At 70.1% G+C, this 16,138-nt stretch carries 8 protein-coding genes; 2 read left to right on the top strand and 6 right to left on the bottom strand.

Annotated elements, in window-relative coordinates:
• Positions 1-197: 197 nt before the first annotated feature.
• A complete protein-coding gene (locus ABT112_RS19595) occupies positions 198-2,417 on the top strand; it encodes an NADP-dependent isocitrate dehydrogenase (protein ID WP_351511211.1) in 2,220 nt (739 codons plus the stop codon).
• 373 nt (positions 2,418-2,790) lie between these two features.
• Here the strand turns inward: ABT112_RS19595 and glmM are convergent, their stop codons facing one another.
• The 4 genes from glmM to ABT112_RS19575 form a co-directional block, all read right to left on the bottom strand.
• Positions 2,791-4,149 (bottom strand): phosphoglucosamine mutase, encoded by a 1,359-nt coding sequence (gene glmM / locus ABT112_RS19590; protein ID WP_351511209.1) that lies wholly within the window; start codon positions 4,147-4,149, stop codon positions 2,791-2,793.
• 153 nt (positions 4,150-4,302) lie between these two features.
• The gene (gene rpsI, locus ABT112_RS19585; RefSeq protein ID WP_351511208.1) at positions 4,303-4,797 is read right to left on the bottom strand and encodes a 30S ribosomal protein S9; all 495 of its coding nucleotides are present in this window, start codon (positions 4,795-4,797) and stop codon (positions 4,303-4,305) included.
• Between the two features lie 43 nt (positions 4,798-4,840).
• A complete protein-coding gene (gene rplM, locus ABT112_RS19580) occupies positions 4,841-5,284 on the bottom strand; it encodes a 50S ribosomal protein L13 (protein ID WP_351511206.1) in 444 nt (147 codons plus the stop codon).
• Between the two features lie 487 nt (positions 5,285-5,771).
• The gene (locus ABT112_RS19575) at positions 5,772-7,391 is read right to left on the bottom strand and encodes an ABC-F family ATP-binding cassette domain-containing protein (RefSeq protein ID WP_351511204.1); all 1,620 of its coding nucleotides are present in this window, start codon (positions 7,389-7,391) and stop codon (positions 5,772-5,774) included.
• Positions 7,392-7,448: 57 nt separating this feature from the next.
• On the opposite strand from ABT112_RS19575, the gene ABT112_RS19570 reads away from it, so the two are divergent.
• Positions 7,449-8,285 carry a hypothetical protein gene (locus tag ABT112_RS19570; RefSeq protein ID WP_351511202.1) on the top strand — a complete coding sequence of 279 codons (837 nt, stop codon included), beginning with the start codon at positions 7,449-7,451 and terminating at the stop codon, positions 8,283-8,285.
• Positions 8,286-8,545: 260 nt separating this feature from the next.
• Here the strand turns inward: ABT112_RS19570 and ABT112_RS19565 are convergent, their stop codons facing one another.
• Entirely contained in the window at positions 8,546-9,058 is a 513-nt protein-coding gene (locus ABT112_RS19565) for an SUKH-3 domain-containing protein (protein WP_351511200.1), read from the bottom strand.
• A complete protein-coding gene (locus ABT112_RS19560; RefSeq protein ID WP_351511198.1) occupies positions 9,058-16,035 on the bottom strand; it encodes an RHS repeat-associated core domain-containing protein in 6,978 nt (2,325 codons plus the stop codon). Before ABT112_RS19560 ends, ABT112_RS19565 begins: the two co-directional genes overlap by 1 nt.
• Positions 16,036-16,138: the final 103 nt, after the last annotated feature.

Here is a 16,138-nt window from a genome sequence, read left to right as displayed (position 1 = left end):
TACCCTGCGTACCGGGCGCCCGGACCGTGCCCCGCGCGGCACCGGGGGCCGACGGTCCCGGGTGGTGCGCCGCGCAGGCGGGCCGGGACCGGCCGTGCGGGCGGCCCCGCGACCCGGCGCGAGGGGGCGGTGTCGGGAGGGGGCACCTACGAGATATCTTGACATCGAGACGATTAGAGACGTGAAGCGGAGTATCGATGACTGACTCGACCATCATCTACACGCACACCGACGAGGCCCCCGCCCTGGCGACGTACTCGTTCCTGCCGGTGATCCAGGCATACGCCTCGACGGCCGGGGTCAGTGTCGAGAGCCGCGACATCTCCCTGGCCGGGCGGATCATCGCGAGCTTCCCCGAGTACCTGGAGGAGGGCCAGCGCATCGACGACGCCCTCGCCCAGCTCGGTGAGCTCGCCAAGACGCCCGGCGCCAACATCATCAAGCTCCCGAACATCTCGGCCTCGATCCCGCAGCTGAAGGCCGCGGTCGCCGAGCTCCAGGAGCAGGGCTACGCGCTGCCGGCCTACCCGGACGACCCGAAGACCGACGAGGAGCGCGACATCCGCGCCCGCTACGACAAGGTCAAGGGCAGCGCCGTCAACCCGGTCCTGCGCGAGGGCAACTCCGACCGCCGCGCCCCCGCCTCGGTCAAGAACTACGCCAAGGCGCACCCGCACCGGATGGGCGCCTGGACCCCCGAGTCGAGGACGAACGTCGCCCACATGACGGCCGACGACTTCCGCTCCACCGAGAAGTCCGTGGTCGTGCCGGAGGCGGGCTCGTTCCGCATCGAGCTGGCGGGCGACGACGGCAGCACCACCGTGCTGCGCGAGTCGGTACCGGTCCTGGCCGGCGAGGTCGTGGACGCGTCGGTCATGCGCGTCGCGGTGCTGCGCGAGTTCCTCACCGAGCAGGTCGCCCGCGCCAAGGCCGAGGGCGTGCTGTTCTCGGTGCACCTCAAGGCCACGATGATGAAGGTCTCCGACCCGATCATCTTCGGCCACGTCGTCCGGGCCTTCTTCCCGAAGACCTTCGCCGAGCACGGTGAGACCCTCGCCACCGCCGGCCTGACCCCGAACGACGGTCTCGGCGGCATCCTCAAGGGCCTGGAGTCGCTGCCGCAGGGCGCGAAGATCAAGGAGTCCTTCGAGGCCGAGCTCGCCGAGGGCCCGGAGCTGGCGATGGTCGACTCCGACCGCGGCATCACCAACCTGCACGTGCCGAGCGACGTCATCGTCGACGCCTCGATGCCGGCCATGATCCGCACCTCCGGCCACATGTGGGGCCCGGACGGCAACGAGGCCGACACCCTCGCCGTCATCCCCGACAGCAGCTACGCCGGCATCTACCAGGTCGTCATCGACGACTGCCGGGCCAACGGCGCCTTCGACCCGTCCACCATGGGCTCGGTGCCGAACGTCGGTCTGATGGCGCAGAAGGCCGAGGAGTACGGCAGCCACGACAAGACCTTCGAGATCCCCACCACGGGCACCGTGCGGGTCCTCGACGGCAGCGGCGACGCCGTGATCGAGCAGACCGTCAGCGCCGGCGACATCTTCCGGATGTGCCAGACCAAGGACGACCCGATCAAGGACTGGGTCAAGCTGGCCGTCACCCGCGCCCGCGCCACCGGCGACCCGGCCGTGTTCTGGCTGGACGAGGGCCGCGCGCACGACGCCAACCTCATCGCCAAGGTGAAGCAGTACCTCCCGGAGCACGACACCGAGGGCCTGCGCATCGAGATCATGGCGCCGTCGGACGCGACCGCGTTCTCCCTGGAGCGGATCCGCCGCGGCGAGAACACCATCTCGGTCACCGGCAACGTGCTGCGTGACTACCTGACCGACCTGTTCCCGATCCTCGAGCTCGGCACCAGCGCCAAGATGCTGTCCGTCGTGCCGCTGATGAACGGCGGCGGCCTGTTCGAGACCGGGGCCGGCGGCTCGGCGCCCAAGCACGTCCAGCAGCTCGTCAAGGAGAACTACCTGCGCTGGGACAGCCTGGGCGAGTTCCTCGCGCTGGCGGTCAGCTTCGAGCACCTCGCGCAGACCACCGGCAACGCGCGGGCCCAGGTCCTGGCGGACACCCTGGACCGCGCCACCGCCACCTTCCTCAACGAGGACAAGTCGCCCAGCCGTCGCCTCGGCGGCATCGACAACCGCGGCAGCCACTTCTACCTGGCCCTGTACTGGGCCCAGGAGCTGGCCCAGCAGACCGACGACACGCAGCTCGCCGCGTCGTTCGCGGAGCTCGCCAAGACCCTCTCCGGGCAGGAGCAGGCGATCGTCGACGAGCTGATCGCGGTCCAGGGCTCGCCGGCCGACATCGGCGGCTACTACCAGCCCGCGACCGCCAAGGCCGCGGCCGTGATGCGCCCGTCGAAGATCCTGAACGAGGCGCTGGCGACCCTCGGCTGACCCTCGTCGGCTGAATCACCGCACCACCGGGGAGGCCCCCGGGCCCGCTTTCTCAGCGGGCCCGGGGGCCTCTTCGTCGGTGGGGGCGTGGTCGTCGGCTGGGCCTCGTCGCCTGCGGGGAAGCGGACAGTCCGCGCGCGACGCCGATCCCGTCGCCCGGTGGGGGCTCGACGTCGATGGGGCTCGTCGCCGGTGGGAGCTCGGCCCGGTCGGGGCTCGTCGCCGGTGGGACGGCCATCCGGGCCCCGCACCGGGGCGCAGTCGCCACGCCCCCGGGAACCGCAGCCCCGGAACCGCAGCCCCGGAAACGGCACGGGCCCGGCACCCCGTCCTGGGGTGCCGGGCCCGTGGCCGGAATCGATGCGTACCGGGACTACCCCAGCGCGGACTTCACCACATCGGCCAGCCGCCCCGCGACCGACCGCGCCTGGTCGATGTCCGCGGCCTCGACCATGACGCGCACCAGCGGCTCCGTACCGGACGGCCGCAGCAGCACCCGCCCCGTCGAGCCCAGCTCCCGCTCCGCGTCCGCGACGGCCGCCGTGAGCTCCGTCGACGTCGCCACCCGGGTCTTGTCCACGTCCGGGACGTTGACCAGCACCTGGGGCAGCCGCTCCATGACGCCCGCGAGCTCCGCCAGGCCGCGGCCGGTGGCCGCCACCCGCGCCGCGAGCATCAGACCGGTCAGCGTGCCGTCACCGGTCGTCGCGTGGTCGAGGATGATCACGTGGCCCGACTGCTCGCCGCCCAGCGCGTAGCCGTGCTCCTTCATCGACTCCAGGACGTACCGGTCGCCGACGGCGGTCTGCACCAGTTCGACGCCCTCGCGCTCCATGGCCAGCTTGAAGCCCAGGTTCGACATCACCGTGCCGACCACGGTGTTCTTCCGCAGCCCGTCGGTCTCGCGCATCGCGAGGGCCAGGACGGCCAGGATCTGGTCGCCGTCGACCTCGTTGCCCGCCGCGTCCACCGCGAGGCAGCGGTCCGCGTCGCCGTCGTGCGCGATGCCCAGGTCCGCGCCGTGCTCGACGACCGCGGCCTTGAGCAGGTCCAGGTGGGTCGAGCCGCAGCCGTCGTTGATGTTGAGGCCGTCCGGGTCGGCACCGATGGTGACGACGTCGGCGCCGGCCCGCGCGAACGCCTCCGGGGAGACCCGGGACGCGGCGCCGTGCGCCTCGTCGAGGACGACCTTCAGCCCGTCGAGCCGGTTCGGCAGCACGCCGATGAGGTGCGCGACGTAGTTGTCGAAGCCCTCGTCGTAGCTGCGCACCCGGCCCACACCGGCACCCGTGGGGCGCTCCCAGGGCTCACCGGAGGAGTGCGCCCCGTACACCGACTCGATCCGGTTCTCCAGCTCGTCGGCGAGCTTGTGCCCACCGCGGGCGAAGAACTTGATCCCGTTGTCCGGCATCGGATTGTGGCTGGCGGAGAGCATCACGCCGAGGTCGGCGCCCAGCGCACCGGTGAGATACGCCACCGCGGGGGTGGGCAGCACACCGACGCGCAGGACGTCCACGCCCGCGCTCGCGAGACCGGCCACGACGGCGGCCTCCAGGAACTCCCCGGACGCACGCGGATCACGCCCCACCACCGCCGTCGGACGATGGCCCTCGAACGTGCCCGCCTCGGCGAGCACATGCGCCGCGGCGACCGACAGCCCGAGCGCCAGCTCAGCCGTCAGATCCGCGTTGGCGACACCGCGCACACCGTCCGTGCCGAAGAGTCGTACCACTGGTGTCCTCCGAGTTGCTTGGAAACTGTCGGGAATTGAGCGCCTTCTGTCTGTATACGCTCCTGGACGGCCATAAACGAACGCCCCGGCAGCACGTGGTGTGCCGCCGGGGCGGTCCATCGAACGCCGGCGCGAAACGCGCCGGCCGATCGATTAGCGCTTGCTGTACTGCGGCGCCTTGCGGGCCTTCTTCAGACCGGCCTTCTTGCGCTCGACCGCACGGTCGTCGCGGCTCAGGAAACCGGCCTTCTTCAGCGGGCCGCGGTTGTTGTCGACGTCCGCCTCGTTCAGCGCACGGGCGACACCCAGACGCAGGGCACCGGCCTGGCCGGAGACGCCGCCACCCGAGATGCGGGCGATGACGTCGTAGCGGTCGTCGAGCTCGAGCACCTTGAAGGGCTCGTTGACTTCCTGCTGGTGCACCTTGTTCGGGAAGTAGCCCTCAAGGGTGCGACCGTTGATCTTCCACTGACCGGTGCCCGGCACGATGCGGACACGGGCGATGGCGTTCTTGCGACGCCCGAGGCCGGCAGCCGGCTGCGGGTCGCCGAAGCGGGACGCGAGCGACTCGGAGGTGTACTCCGACTCGACGGTCTCGGTGGTGTATTCCTCGACCTCGATGGGGGTCTCGGCGGTGGTCTCGGCCACGGTTCTCCTCAGATTCTCTTCGTCTTAGGGGGTGTGGCCGGGACTACTGCGCGACCTGGGTGATCTCGAACGGGACCGGCTGCTGAGCAGCGTGCGGGTGCTCGGAGCCCGCGTAGACCTTCAGCTTCGAGAGCATCTGGCGGCCCAGGGTGTTCTTGGGGAGCATGCCCTTGATGGCCTTCTCGACGGCCTTCTCGGGGTTCTTCTCGAGCAGCTCGTCGTAGCGGACGGACCGGAGGCCGCCCGGGTAGCCGGAGTGGCGGTAGGCCATCTTCTGCACGCGCTTGTTGCCGGAGAGGTGCACCTTGTCGGCGTTGATGATGACGACGAAGTCACCCGCGTCGACATGCGGCGCGTAAACCGGCTTGTGCTTGCCCCGGAGAAGGGTCGCGGCCTGGGTCGCCAGACGGCCCAGGACAACGTCCTGCGCGTCAATGATGTGCCACTGGCGCTGAATATCGCCGGGCTTGGGGCTGAACGTACGCACGGTCGTAGCCTTCGCTTCTTCAGTGATGGGGTCTCCCCGAGCCCGCGAGGGCACAGGGGACGGGTCCTTTACAAGGCCACCCGGACGATCACGACAGCCTTGGCGGCACCCGGGGACGCAACCCGTGTGCCTGCCGCTGGTCATCGGCCCGGTGGACCGGCGTAACGGCCTCTCACGTGAGAACGAGCAAGCCAGTACGCACAACGAACAGGCAGAATACCGGCCGCGGCCCGCACGGGTCAAAACACCCCGATCGGAGTACGCGGATCGGCCCCCACCCGGACCGCACCCCGCGGGGCCTGGCCCCGGCCCCGCGGAACCGGCGTCCGCGGAGGTGGCGGCCCCGCGCCCCGGCGGACGGCGTGCCCGCCCGTCACCGTACGTCACCGCCCCCCAGGGGTCCGGCCCGGGGGAACCGCCCCGACCAGGGGGCCGCCCCGGGGGACCGCCCCGGCCAGTGGCCCGCGCCAGGGGGCCCGGCCCGCGGTCAGCGCGCCCGGGCCACCCGGCCCTCGTCCCACACCGGCTCCGGGGTCTCCCGGACCACCCCGTCCGCCCCGAACACCAGGAAGCGGTCGAAGGAGCGGGCGAACCAGCGGTCGTGCGTCACGGCCAGCACCGTCCCCTCGTACCCCTCCATCCCCTCCTGGAGGGCCTCGGCGCTCTCCAGGTCCAGGTTGTCGGTCGGCTCGTCGAGCAGCAGCGCCGTGGTCCCCTCCAGCTCCAGCAGCAGGATCTGGAAGCGGGCCTGCTGCCCGCCGGAGAGCTTCTGGAACGGCTGGTCGGCCTGCGGCTCCAGCTCGTAGCGGCGCAGCACGCTCATCGCCCGGCCGCGGTCCCGGGCGTGCTCGGTCCACAGGATGTCGACCAGGGTGCGCCCCTCCAGCTCGGGGTGGGCGTGGGTCTGGGCGAAGTGGCCCGGGACCACCCGGGCGCCCAGCTTCCACTCCCCCGTGTGCGCCACGTCGTCTCCCGCCAGCAGCCGCAGGAAGTGCGACTTCCCGGAGCCGTTCGAACCGAGGACCGCGACCCGCTCGCCGTAGAAGACCTCCAGGTCGAACGGCTTCATCAGACCGGTCAGCTCGAGGTTCTTGCAGGTCACCGCACGAACCCCGGTCCGGCCGCCGCGCAGCCGCATCCGGATGTCCTGCTCCCTCGGCGGCTCGGGCGGCGGCCCGGCCTCCTCGAACTTCCGCAGCCGGGTCTGCGCGGCGCGGTAGCGGGAGGCCATCTCGTCGCTCCGGGACGCGTACTGCTGCATGTCCAGCACCAGCCGCTTCAGCTGGGCGCGCTTCTCGTCCCAGCGCCGGCGCAGCTCCTCGAAGCGGGCGAAGCGCTCCTTGCGCGCCGCGTGGTACGTCCCGAAGCCGCCGCCGTGCACCCAGACGTCCGACCCGGCGGGGCTCGGCTCCACACTGACGATCTTCTCCGCCGACCGGGCCAGCAGCTCACGGTCGTGCGAGACGAACAGCACGGTCTTCCGGGTCTGCCCCAGCTGCTCCTCCAGCCAGCGCTTACCGGGGACGTCCAGATAGTTGTCCGGCTCGTCGAGCAGCAGGACCTCCTCGGGCCCGCGGAGCAGCGCCTCCAGCACCAGCCGCTTCTGCTCACCGCCGGAGAGCGTCCGCACCTGGCGCCACTGCGCCCGCTCGTACGGGACGCCCAGCGCGGCCATGGTGCACATGTCCCAGGTGGTCTCGGCCTCGTAGCCGCGGGCCTCCGCCCAGTCGCTGAGCGCCTGCGCGTAACCGAGCTGGGCCGCCTCGTCGTCCTTCGTCATGATCGCGAGCTCGGCCTCGTCGACGGCCTTCGCGGCCTGCCGGATCCGCGGCTGCGCCACCCCCACGAGCAGGTCCCGGACCGTTCTCTCGTCCCGCACGCTGCCGACGAACTGCGGCATCACGCCGAGCCCGCCGCTGACGGTCACCGAACCGCCGTGCGGCTGGAGTTCCCCGGAGAGCAGCCGCAGCAGGGTGGTCTTGCCCGCCCCGTTGGCTCCCACCAGGGCGACCGCCGCGCCCTCGCCCACCCGGAACGAGGCGTCAGCGAGCAACACCCGGCCGTCGGGAAGGTAGTACTCGACATGTGCTGCTTCGAGATGGCCCATGGTGATCGATTGTCGCCACTGAACGCCCGCTCTTCCAAGCGGTTTAGGATTCGCGCCATGAGCTTTGGGCAAGGAGGGCCGGTGGACTCCGGCGGATCGAACCGGTCGACGCCCGACTGGGGCGCGTTGGCGGACCGCACGGCAGCCCGTAACCGTCGCCGCAAGGGCGTGCTGATCGGTGGCGGCGCGCTGGCGACGGCCGCCGTGGCGGTCGTGGTCGCGGCCGTGGTGGTGAACTCGGGCAGCACGGACGACAGCGCCCAGGACCTCCCGTCGCCGCAGACCCTGCCCAGTGAGCCGCAGCAGCCCGAGCCCTCCTTCTCGGACGTCTCGCCGCCGCCCCCGCCGGACCCGCGGGACTTCATATCCACCAAGGAGAAGGACCGGGCCCCGCTCAGCGCCGGCACGCTCTTCCCCGCGGAGACGATGTCGACGGGCGCCGGCTCGTACAAGAAGGGCGCTTCCGGCGCCACCAAGAGCTGCGCCTCCGCCGCCTCCAGCCGTCTGGGGGCCGTCCTCGGCCGCAACGACTGCGACCAGGTCATCCGGGCGACGTACGAGAAGAGCGGCGTGGCCGTCACGGTCGGCGTCGCCGTCTTCGACACGCAGACCCAGGCCTCCCGGGCCAAGAACCAGGCCGCGGGCAACATCCAGTCCCTCGCGGGCAAGGGCGTACCGTCCTTCTGCCGCGCGACGGCCTGCCGGCTGACCTACAACTCGGTCGGCCGCTACGCGTACTTCACGGTCTCCGGCTACACCTCGGGCAAGCCCGTCAAGCCCTCCGACACCCGCGCCCGCCAGGCGGGCAAGGACGTCGCGGACTACGCCTTCTCCCGGATCGTGGAGCGGGGGAACCGACAGGCTTCGGCGGCTGCTGCGGCGCAGACGGGGTGAGGGACGGCGCACACGCGCCTCGGCATCTCACCGACCACGGGACCCAACACGCTCAGCCTCTTCCTCCAGGGCCCGTCCGCTCACATGACCGTCAAGCGCCTGAGAGGCCCCGCTGGATGACTCCAGCGGGGCCTCTCAGGTATTCACGTCGTCGGCGGTGAGCTGCTCCCGAAGAAGCGCCACTCCCCATCGGGGTCCGGCCAGGCTGGCGCCGCGCCAAGGATTCGGCGAACATCACAGTCCGGTAATCCATGAGGAGGTCAAACGCTGTCCGGCCACGGCCTCACCCCCGCAGGGGCATGCACACAAACCAATGGACGATCGGCTCGCACCATGAAGTCCAGACCTGCGAGGGGGGTGTCCCCAAGACTCCAGATGAGGCCATTCGCACAAGCGACCAGCGCGCCGGATCGCTCCATGAAGACATGCGAATAGCTGAGCCACCAGCCGATGGGGAACCAAGCCCCGTTCAGCGCCGAACCGATCGCCACGGCTTCATCCTGATGCCTGTTCCCGACCCCTACCGGGTCGGCGATGAACGGTTCTCCGTTGATGAAATTCGGGCCTTGTTCATTGACCGGCTCGACCCGCAGCCCAGAGAACGACTCAAGAAAACCGAGGACCGTGCGACTCGTGACGTACCCGCGGGCTTCCAAGGCTTGTACCTCAGCGGACACGTCGACCCGACGCCCAGGATGCCACCCAGACGCCTCCAGAGCGGCCACGGTGCCGGGATCCAAGCTGAGCACCGGATCCTGCGACTCTGCGTCCACTAGTAACTCACCCCCAATCCGTTCATCACTCGCCGACATGCCCGGCACGGGGTGGCAAGTTCACCATGAGCACCCTTTGCCGTGTCGCTCACGTGAACCGTCGTCATATGTCCCCCTCGGATCCCGACCTCACCTTCGGCTTTGTAAGCTTTGCTCAGGCACTGCATTTCCGAGCACCCACCATTCATGGGGTGATCTTCTCTCTTGAAAAGATCCGCCATTTCGTCAGGCGCCGCTACCGGCTCCTTATTATCCGAGCGATAGAACTCGCCGCTCCGGGACCTGTACTCGGAAGCAAAATCACTTCCACGCATTTCACCACGATCGGCCTGCGCTTCCAATTCATTGGAAACGCCGCAGTTATGGACCAGAACCGGAGTGGCCCCCGCCAGCACATGGTACGCATGAATTCCGCTGATCGTGAGGTCATGCGTCCGGCGCCGTTCCTCGAAGTGGCGGACGCCCTCGACCGTGACGCGGTCGCTCTTCGGGGTGCGGAGGGTCATGCCGGGCTCGAGGTCGCCTGCCTTGATCCAGCGCTTCTCGGATGTCACCCAGAACGGGTGGGTGGTCGTGGATATCAGCGCCGCGGTCTTCTTGCCGGCCTCGACCGGCTCACCGGCGGCCTTGCCTTCGTCACCGGCCTTGCCGTCCTCGCCGTCCTTGGCCGTGCCGTCGGCCGCAGCCTTCTCCGTCGAGATCGTCAGGTCGACGAAGTGCTTGTCGTCCTTGGTGACGATGGTGCCGACGACCTCGCGGGTCGTGGTCTCGCCCGTTTCGGGGTCGGTGACGGTGACCTTGTCGCCGAGTTCGACGTCCTCGATCGGCTTGGTGCTGCCGTCCGACAGCAGCACCTTGGTGCCTGGCAGGAAGCTATGGCACTTGGTCGGCTCCTTGCCCTTCGAGACCATGGTTTTCGCCTTGGCCCGGGCGGCGGCGAGTGTGTCCTTCGCCTTGTCGAGTGACTTGGACGCCTTCCACATGTCCTTGGCGCCGCCGACGAGGTCGCCGAGCAGGCCCCAGACGCGTTTGGTGAGTCTGGCTCCCTTCGCCCAGTTCCAGGGCATGCCGTACTTGGAAAGGATCTTGCCGGCGAGTCCGCCGGCGAAGCTGCCCGCGACATTCAGCAGGGTTTCGCCGCAGGAGCCCAGGTCTCCGGTGGAGACGCAGTCCATGGCGGCGTCGACGCCGAGGATGTCTCTGGCGATCTTGACGAGGGACTTGGCGGCCTGGACGACACGGTGCTTCGCCGTTCCGAGGTTGCGCTGTGCCGAGTAGACCTGGTGCTGCGCCTGGTGGACGACCCAGTCCTGATGGCCGCCACCCCCGCCGCCTCCGCCTCCGCCACCGCCACCGCCGCCACCGCCGCCTCCGCCCCCACAGGAGGAGAAGATCGGGTTGCACGGGCCACAGCTGAGCTGGATGCCCGTCGCGCACGGCAGCAGGCCGCTGGGGTCGGACAGCGTGACGGGAGAGTTGTTGGCGTACCCGTAGCCGTTCATCTGCTGCGGGCTGAAGAAGTCGATGACCGGGTCGACCGAGATGAACTTGCCCAGACCCGGGTCGTATTCGCGCGCGCCCATATGGGTCAGGCCGGTCTGCGCGTCGATCGTGGCGCCGACGAAGCCCTTCTCTCCGGGCCATTCACCCGCGGGCTTGCCGCGCTCCACGCCGTACGGGTCGAAGCGGCGCTGGGAGAGCGCGCCGGTCTCGGCGTTGACGGCCAGTTCGCCGGTGCCGTGGTGGTCGGAGGCGAGGAAGGAGAGGTCGCCCTTGTCGGTGCGGATCGCCACCGTCCGACCGGCGAACGTGTAGTAGCGGGTGGCCTGGATCTTCTCCCCACCCTTGGGCAGGCTGAGTTCCATGCCCGGCAGGTAGACCGTGGTGGCGGCCGCGTCCCGCCGGATGACCCGGTTGCCCTCGGCGTCGTAGAGGTAGGTCGCCTCCTTGCCGTCCGCCTCCTTCGTCTTCGCGAGGTCGCCCTCGGCGTTCCATTCCAGGGTCTGGGCGTTGCCGCCGACCGTGCGCTTCTCGGTGTTGCCCGCGGGGTCGTAGCCGTAGGAGGACTTCCGGTCACCCGTCGGGGTGTTCTCCACGACCTTGGTGACCGCGTGCGGACCGGCCTTGTTCTCGCCGTACGTGAAGGAGCGGGTCACGTCCTTGGCCTTGTCGAGGCCGGTGTCGTGGACGGTCTCCCTGGTCCGGTTGCCGATCGCGTCGACGGTGTACGACTTCCAGTACGCCGCCGGGCCGCCCAGCGGCTTCTCCCCCGGAGAAGACCCGCAGCTCTTCGGTGAGGAACCGTTCTGCGGTCCGCCGACCGTGCCCGATCCGGCCGCGCCGGCCTCGTCCGACTGCGGGGTCCACGCCTCGGACAGCCGCTGCGCGGAGTCGTAGGCGAAGCACTGCACATCGGGCGTGGTGCTCGCCGTGTCGGCGATCGACAGGACGTTGCCGGCCTGGTCGTAGGAGTAGAAGGACTGCTTGACCGGGCCCACGCCGGAGATGTCGACCGCCGAGCGGGTCAGCCGATCGGTGCCCTTCTCGTACGCGAAGGTCTGCCAGACCGCCTTGCCGCTGCCGGTGGACAGTTCGAGCTGCTTGACCAGGCTGGTGGGGCTGTAGACGGTGTCCGAGACGTACGAGGCATCGCCCTTGAGGCTCTTCGGGCGCTGCAGCTCGTCGTAGCCGAAGACGACGGCCTCCGCCCCGAGGCCGCCCGCCTCCGGCATCCCCAGACCGCGCGGAGTGCCGTCGCGGTTGTAGGTGGAGCTGAAGGTGTAGACGCCCTCGAGGGCCCCTTCGGACTTCGGCACCTGGTAGGCGGTCTTGATCGGACGGTAGAACTCGTCCACCGTCTGCGTGACCGACAGGAAGTACTCGGTGTCGCTGGTGTAGCGCAGCGAGGCGTAGGCGTGGCCCAGCCGGCCGGCTTTGTCGTAGCGGGTCTCGGTGAGCCTGGTGCCCGTCTTCGGCTCGCCCTCCCAGGTCGAGACGGGGCGGCTCAGCTCGTCGTAGACCGTGGAGATCCGCTCGCCGCGGCTGTCGGTGGCCGAGACCGGCCGGTCCAGTGCGTCGTACTCGGTGGTCGACGTGCCGGTGTCCGGGTCGACGCTCCTGGTCTTCCGGCCGAGCTGGTCGTACTCGTAGCGCCAGACGTTCTTCTTGGCGTCGGTGACCGACTTGAGCCGCCCCGCCGGGGTGTAGGTGTACGTGGTGGAGTCGTAGCCGTTGCCCGGCCCGCCGGCACCTTCCGGGGTGGGGCCCGCGCCCTGGTGGTGACGGACCTCGGTGGTGCGGCCGGCCGCGTCGGTGAGGGTGGTCGTGGGGATGCCGCCGGCCGGCGGGTCGACGCGGGTGCGGTCGCCCTCGTACACCGTCGTGGTCCGCCACTGTTCCTGGCCCGCGACCAGCGAGATCTCCGCGGTGGTGCGGCCCAGACCGTCGTACTCGTAGAGGGTCTGCGCGCCGACCTCACCGTTGGCGCGGGTCAGGAGCTTCGGCGACGGAGCACCCTCCATGTTGTAGGTGGAGTTGGTCTTCTTGATCTTGCCGGTGCCGTCGTGGAAGGTGTCGGCCACCATCCGGGTGCCGCCCGGCCCCTCGGTCTGCTTCTGCCGCGGGCGGAGCAGGCTGTCGTAGAGCTGGTACTCGACGCCGAAGGAGCCGCTGATCTCGGCCTTCTCGGTCTTGACGGCGATGGCGTCGTCGCGGCTGACGAAGTAGGAGTACTTGATGCTCGGGGACTCCGACTTGGGACGGTCCGGCATCCACACCGAAGTCAGCCGGCCGAGGGCGTCGTAGCCGAGGTCGGTGCGCCGGCCGTTGGGGTCGGTCTGTCCCGCGGACTGGCCCCAGGCCGGGGCGTAGTCGGTGGTGGTGGCGTGACCGAGGGCGTTGGCCACCTTCGTCCTGGTCAGCAGGCCGTTCGTCTCGGTGTAGTCGGTCGAGGTCGCATTCTCCGCGGCGTCCTTCTGCCGGGTGGGGCGGCCGAAGGCGTCGTATGTGGTGGTCCCGGTGACCTGGTAGCGCGCGGTGTCCCCCTGGTACGAGGTCAGCCGCTCGGTCCTGGTCGCCAGCCCCCTGGTCGGAGCCTCGCCGAACTTCCCGTCGTCGTAGGAGGTGCGCTCGTCGGCGGTCACCTGGGTACCACGGTCGGGCGTCTTCGAGCAGTCGACGCTCACCGCCTCGCTGCGGGAAGGCAGTTCGTAGAGGTTCCTGCCGGGGTTGTCCGCGTACCAGAGGCGGGTGCAGGTCTGGTCGTCGTCCTTCGCCAGGTCCCCGTCGTCGTCCGTCCTCAGCAGCCGGCCGGTGTCGGTGTCGGTGTCGTAGGTGGACTCGGACCTCGTGGTGCGCCAGCGGCCGTCGGCCAGGGCCGTGTAGCCGCGGGTCACCCGGGGCTTGACGATGCTCGCCCGGGTGGTGGCCCAGCTCCTGGTCTCGGTCGCGGTGATGTGCTTCCAGGGCTCGTTGACGACCTTGGAGACGACCTTGCCCCGGTCATAGGTCGCAGCTTCCAGCTCGAAGCCGTTGTACTCCTCGGAGTCGGTGTACTCCTTGCCGGTCGAGTCGGAGACCTTCTCCGAGCGGGTGCCCCCGCCGGGCTTCTTGTCCCCGTCCATGCCTTGGAGGTAGGTGTAGTCGACCCGGGTGGGCATGGTCTCGCCGTCACCACCGGTGACCTTGACCTTGCCGTAGCCCTGCCACTGCCCCCAGGTCAGGTACTTCTCGTCGGTGATGCCGTCCGGGTCGGGGTGCCGCCAGGCCGCGTCGCCCTGGTAGTCGTACTCCGTGACCAGGTTGTCCCCGCCGCCGGTGCGGTCGGTCTCGATGGTCTCGGCGACGACGTACTTGTGGAACCAGTCGGTGATCGGCTCGATGTGGCCGGGCGGCGCCCAGCGCACCGGGTAGCACCGCTTGGTCGACTCGCCCGGCTTCGGGAGGGCTCCCGCCGTGCACTCGGTCGGCGCGTAGTTGATGTCCAGTTGCGCGCCGGTCTCGCTGAGCACCGTGCCCAGCCGGTAGCGGTGGAAGGGGGCGATGTTGTCGCCGTTCCGGTCCACCCGGTTGACGAGCTGGGTGCCCTGCAGCTCCACCGAGGGCATCTTGACGCTGCCGCTCCCGGCCTTGCCCTCGTGGTCGATGGCGGCGAGCCACAGGGTCTTGGAGTCGTCGCCGTTGTCGGTGAAGCGGTGGGTGAGGGTCCAGGCGTCGACATCCGTGTAGGTGTCGGTGCCCGTGCGCATCTGGGTGGTGATGCCGGTGAGCCGCTTAGTCGTCCAGAAGGAGGGGACGGACTGGCCGGCCGTGCACTTGGTGTCGGCCTTGCACTCCAGGTCGACCGGGGTGTCCGGCCAGTGCGCCGCGTTGGCCTTCGTCCGCTTGGCCGGGGCGCAGTCGAAACCGCTCGTGGGCAGACACCGCTCCGCCACGGTGAAGGAGACCCGGGCGGGGGCCTTCGCCTCGTAGGCCTTGGCGTCCCGCTGGCCGTAGTCGATGCGCTTGAGGTAGCCGCCGCGCTCGTAGGCGGTGCCCTTGGCGTCCGTCTTGCCGTTCAGGGCGTAGTGGTTGGTCTCGGCCCCGTAGAAGTAGGACATCACATTGCCGTGGGTGTCCTTGACGTAGTCGAGGTTCCACCGCCACGCCTGCTTGCAGTGCGCACTGCTGAAGGTGGCCTTGTAGCAGGGTTCCTTGGCGTCGTCGCCGAAGACCGGGGCCGTCCAGGCCGAATCGGTCTCCTCCTTGCCGGCGCTCCAGCCCGGCAGGCGGTTCAGGCCGAAGAAGTACTGGGTGCCGTCGGTCGTGGTGACCTTCCAGTGCTCACCGTCGTCGTCGCCGTTGGTGGCTCCCGTCAGCCGCTGGACCTTGGCTCCGCTCTCGCCCGCGAGGTGCCAGTCGTCGCCGTCGTCGTCCTTGACCAGGCGGGTGGCGCTGCCGTTGAGCAGGATGGTGGCGTTGTCGTAGGCCCAGCACTGCTCGGCGGAGTCCTTGTGGCCGTCGTCGGAACACGGCTTGTACGCCCGCTCGATGTAGCCCGGCTCGAAGCTGAAGCCCTCGCCCAGCCACGACCCCTGGTTGTTGGTGACCGCGGTGCGCCCGTCGACGGACTGCGAGGAGTAGCCCAGCCCGATGGAAGGCGTCAGGCCGCCCGGGGTCGGAACGGTGCGGACGGGATAGTTCCAGGAGAAGCCGCCCGAGGCGTTGGACACGCTCCAGCTCGCGGAGGGAGCCAGCGGAGTGGCCTGGTAGCTGCCCTGCGACGACGCAGTGCCGGCGGCGAGGGCGACCAGCGGTGCCTTGGCGGCGGTGCCGGCGGACTTCCCCGGGGCCGCCGGAGCGGTCGTGACCTCCGCGGTCACGGTCCGCCGCGAGGCGTCGTTCGCCGTGTCGAGCGGCACCGGCACTCCGGGGCAGCTCTTGCTGCCCGGGAGGGCGACCGCCGCGCAGGCCGGGAGCTGCACCAGGTGGAGCCGTGCCCCGTAACTGCCGCCGTAGGCCTCGGCGAAGGCCGAGTAGTCGACGGTGAGCGCGACCTTGCCCGGCCGGCCGGCCCGGTCGGTGCGCTGGACGCGCAGCAGCGCGGCGCTGCCGAGCGCACGGGCCCGCCGGGTGTCCAGATTCGTGACCCGGACCGCGGCGGGCGGCCGTGCACCGCCGGCCTTCCGCCGGCCGGACACGGCGGCCTCGGCGACCGAGACGGGCAGTCCACCCGCGGTCACCGTCGCCCGCTTGCCCGGCTTTCCGCTGCTCGGGTGGACGGGGGCCGCCACGCTCCCGGGCTTCGGCCAGGCGGCTGTGTCCAGTCGGGTGACGGCCGCCTTCCGCGTCGGGTCCGACGGCCGGGGGCGGGCCTTCGCCACCTTGCCCCGGACGGGATCGGCCGACCGGGTCACGCCGGGGCGCCCGGGTCCGGACCTCTTCTCGGCCGGAACGGCCTCGGCCATGCCTCCGACCAGCGCCAGGTTGAGTCCCAGCACGATGGCGCCGATGGCGCGTCTGGTTAAGCGGCTGTTGAGTGAACGGCCACACATGGGCTTCACGGATGCTTCTTTCCGCAGGTTCCCGAAGACGGGGATTCAG

This window comes from Streptomyces sp. NPDC002055, assembly GCF_040296705.1.
Taxonomy (GTDB): Bacteria; Actinomycetota; Actinomycetes; order Streptomycetales; family Streptomycetaceae; genus Streptomyces.
Note: the sequence above shows the minus strand (reverse complement) of the source record. Positions and strands in the feature narration are given on the sequence as shown.